This is a genomic window from Methylobacterium sp. WL18, from assembly GCF_008040015.1.
Taxonomy (GTDB): Bacteria; Pseudomonadota; Alphaproteobacteria; order Rhizobiales; family Beijerinckiaceae; genus Methylobacterium; species Methylobacterium mesophilicum.
In genome coordinates this window covers 1-668 of record NZ_VRVD01001199.1, presented here as the reverse complement: position 1 = coordinate 668, position 668 = coordinate 1, and the positions used below count along the sequence as shown (strand labels likewise).

At 68.3% G+C, this 668-nt stretch carries 1 protein-coding gene; it reads right to left on the bottom strand.

Annotated elements, in window-relative coordinates; genetic code table 11:
• A partial coding sequence (locus tag FV228_RS31810; RefSeq protein WP_147857977.1) for a histidine kinase occupies positions 1-207 on the bottom strand: 207 nt, incomplete at its 3' end.
• Positions 208-668: the final 461 nt, after the last annotated feature.

The window sequence follows — 668 nt, the reverse complement described above, 5'->3', positions numbered from 1 at the left end:
GGCGCGGACCCGGGTGGCGCCGACCCCGGAGGCCGAGCCCTTCAGGGTGTGGGCGAGGTCGGCGCGCTGGGCGGCCGGCAGGGACGGGTCGGTCAGCCGAGGTAGGATCGACCGGCATTGCCCGGCAAACAGCGCCAGCACCTCGTCGGCCAACTCGGCGTCGCCGAAGGTCTGCGCATCGAGTTCCGCACGGTCGATGGCCAGCATGCTCGAACTCCCGGAATCCGCATTCTTCTGGGGGTTGCCGAACCTCTCCCCATGATTCACCCCCCGATTCGCTGGACGGGGATCGCGCAGGGACCCTCATCTGCGCCAAGATGGTGGAGCCGGAAGGCGGCGGACCCGGTAACCATTCTCGTAACGGTTTCTGGGGTCGGACGGCGGCTCGGGTATCGGCAATCGGTGTCCGCGTCTAATCCTGTAATGGTAAACGGGACGTTGCGTCTCTGGCATCAGCCTCCCCAGGTGCCGGTGAAACCCGTGTGACGAGGCGTTGAATGGCGACCGAGAAGAAGCTGAAGGATCCGGCCGAGGCCGCGCTTTCTGCGATCGAGCAGGCGCTGAACCTCGACGCCCTGACGCCGACCGGCACCGAGAGCCGCGCCGAGCCGCGCCTGCCCGATGTCGGGGATGCCGATCCCCTGCTCGACGGTGCCCTCGACCCGGCC